Source organism: Methanocalculus sp., assembly GCF_030651615.1.
In the GTDB taxonomy this organism is placed as follows: domain Archaea; phylum Halobacteriota; class Methanomicrobia; order Methanomicrobiales; family Methanocorpusculaceae; genus Methanocalculus.
Genome location: NZ_JAUSCG010000166.1, coordinates 1 through 2,972 on the forward strand (window position 1 = coordinate 1; position 2,972 = coordinate 2,972).

At 53.9% G+C, this 2,972-nt stretch carries 4 protein-coding genes; all 4 read right to left on the reverse strand.

The features are described from left to right. Positions 1-762, reverse strand: a 762-nt coding sequence (locus Q7V06_RS07210; RefSeq protein WP_304840063.1) for an META domain-containing protein, incomplete at its 3' end; no start/stop codon positions are given. A gap of 110 nt (positions 763-872) precedes the next feature. After that, a complete protein-coding gene (locus tag Q7V06_RS07215) occupies positions 873-1,499 on the reverse strand; it encodes an FmdE family protein (protein WP_304840066.1) in 627 nt (208 codons plus the stop codon). Further along, positions 1,483-2,310, reverse strand: coding sequence for an ABC transporter ATP-binding protein (locus tag Q7V06_RS07220; RefSeq protein WP_304840068.1), 828 nt, complete (start codon positions 2,308-2,310; stop codon positions 1,483-1,485). Before Q7V06_RS07220 ends, Q7V06_RS07215 begins: the two co-directional genes overlap by 17 nt. Further along, the coding region (locus tag Q7V06_RS07225) for an iron ABC transporter permease (protein ID WP_304840070.1) at positions 2,307-2,972 on the reverse strand (666 nt) is incomplete at its 5' end. The genes Q7V06_RS07220 and Q7V06_RS07225, both read right to left, overlap by 4 nt.

Consider the following 2,972-nt stretch of genomic DNA (forward strand, 5'->3'; position numbering starts at 1 on the left):
GAGGGTGAGTCGATCTGAATCGATCCCAAACGATACAATCTCATGAAGGGTGGCGATGTAGCGCTGCTCCTGATCCATCACACCGGGTTCTCCGCAGTGCATCTTCGTCGATCCGATCGCTCCAACAGAGATGGTATTCCCATGCACCGTATATGAACCAAAATAACGGTTGCATCCCGCTGACCCGCTGACACCCTCGTCATCAAAGACGAGAGTAACACTGGTTCCGGAGACAACTGATGAGGCGGTTCCATCCTTTGATCCGATCGTCTGAAGTTGCCATTCTGTTCCCGGAAGGGCAGAGACGACCGGCGGTTTCTCCTTCATTCCGATAAAGATCAGGCTTTCTGCTCCGGCTGCATCAAAGAGCGTGAGTTTATCCCCATCTATCCGGACTGATGCCGCTTCTCCGAGTATTGAGAGGTACAGGCTCTCCTGTTCCATAACACCCGGGTCTCCACAGTACATCAGTGTCGAGCCAATTCCTCCAATTGAGATTCTGTTCTCATCAAGACTGTATGAGCCAAAGTAGTGGTTGCACCCGGCAGTGCCGCCGAGGCTTTCCTCATCGAAGATGAGGGTTATCTTCGTCCCTTCAACAAGATTGACCGAGGTGACAGAGATCGTCTCGAGTTCCCATTCAGTTCCGGGCAATCCCAGAACGGCCTTGCCGGGAGGTGCTGGCGGTGCCTCTGAGACACAACCGGCAACAGCAAGAGATGCCACCAGAAAGAGGCATACACATATCGGAAGTACCTTCATAGGATCTATTCTGGTGGTGAAGGTAAAAAGTTCATCGTTAACTTCAACTTTTTTCGCATCAATAGGAGAACAAAAAAAGGGATGTTTTTGGTCGTATCATCTACTCTGTATCAGTTCTTCAGAGCACAGGGGGCACAGACGGTTTTCCCGTTCACCGTCTTCATCTTCGCATCAGCAACCGGCTCGCCGCAATCCGGACAGATGACGGTTGCAAAGATCCGTGCCATCTTTGGTGGTTCAAAGGCAACCTCGGAGAGTGAGAGTACATCTGCTTCCGGCATACTCAGAAGTGCAAGGGTCGCCTCAGCCATCAGCTCATAAAACCGCTTCCGTTCGGGATCAGTTGCCTCTCCTGCAAAGACCTTCTTCCTGAGGAGATCCATCTCGGCTTTTCCCGGCATCTCGCGGTTCTTAATCAGGACCCGAACTCCCCGACCTGTATCGCGGGAGTAGAAGGTGAAGACATGCTTCCCATAGTCATGGATCACAAGGTTCCCTTTTCCTGCGGTGCAGCCGGTCACCATCTGGATCGCGTCGACCCCGCAGGCATCGGTCTCTGCGACCGCGACGAGCTCTTCATCATAGGGGCGGGCAACACCAAGCGCCCGCATCGCCGCCGTTGCGGCACGATATCCCGTTGCAAGGCCAGGGCACGAATGGCCATGGAAAGTCACACACTCTTCAAAAGCCGGGTATGCCCCGGAGAATTCATCATGATGCTCATGTGTTTCGCACATAGGTACTACCAACTCTTTCTTCTGGTATCTTTTCTTTTCTTCCATTGCCATTGCAGAGGCATCTCGGGATGACACACGGCACCCCGGAAATCTCCCCGATCATCACCGGGACACCATACACTGCCTCTATCTCTTCGGCGGTGATGACACTCCGGTCCCCGCAGATATGGATCGATCGATCCTTTAAGAGGATAAACCGATCCGCATACCGGAGTGCAGTGTTTAAGTCATGCATCGTCATCACAACAGCGATGCTGTGCTCAGAAACGATCTCCTGGATCTTATGTAAGATCTCGACCTGGTTCTTCAGATCCAGCGCACTCGTCGGTTCATCAAGGAGGAGGATCTTCGGTTCCTGGACAAAGGCCCGGGCAATTGCGATCATCTGGAGTTCACCTCCGCTCATCTCATCGATGTAATGGAGGCGGAGATGGTTGATCCCAAACTTTCGAAATGCCGCCTCAACAATCCGGAGATCCTTACCGGTGATATCCCATCCGATATGCGGGCGGCGGCCGAGGAGGACCGCATCAAATCCGGTCAGCCTGCCGGTCTCCACCCGCTGGGGAACATAGCCGATCCGCCGGGCAACCTCCATCAGGTCAAGGGAGGTGATCGCATCGCCACAGACAGAGACGACACCCTGCTTTGGGACAAGAATTCGGTTTAAGCATTTTAAAAGGGTCGTCTTCCCGACACCGTTTGGTCCGAGGATCGCGACAATCTCACCTTCGTTGATGGAGAAGGCGATATCCTCAAGGATCCCCTGATTCCGGTACATAAACTTCAGTTCATCAACACCAAGGATCATCGGTTATACCCCCGGAGCAGCAGGTAGATGAAGACCGGTGCGCCCATAAACGCCGTCAGGATGGCAACCGGGAGGACATACGGTGCGACAATGAGCCGGGCAACCGTATCTGACGCAAGGAGGAGGAGACCGCCCATCACAATCGAGCCGGGGATCAGGTACCGCTGCTCATCCCCGATGATCCGCCGGGTCATATGAGGGCAGACAAGCCCCACAAACCCGATCACCCCAAGGAACGAGACGAGGACCGCGGTGACCAGTGCAGCAACGATCATCCCGACGTTCCTGAGCCGCTCGACATTCACCCCAAGCCCCTTTGCCGTCTCGTCACCGGCATCCATTGCATTGTAGTTCCACCGGTTGAAGATAAAGTAGATACAGGCGATGGTGACAATTACTCCCATGAAAATGACTTCAGACCACCCAGCACGCCCGACATCCCCAAATGTCCAGTGGACGACCGCCGCAAGCTGTGCATCATCGCTGAAGTACTGGAGGAACATCACCCCTGCCGTAAAGAGCGAGGAGAGTGCAACACCTGCGAGGATAACGACCTCAGGCGCTGAAGCCTTCACCTTTGCAATAGCAATGATCGCAATCGTTGCGAGCATACAGAAGACAAATGCTGAGATCGTCGTCAGGTAGGGGTTGTTGATGATCAC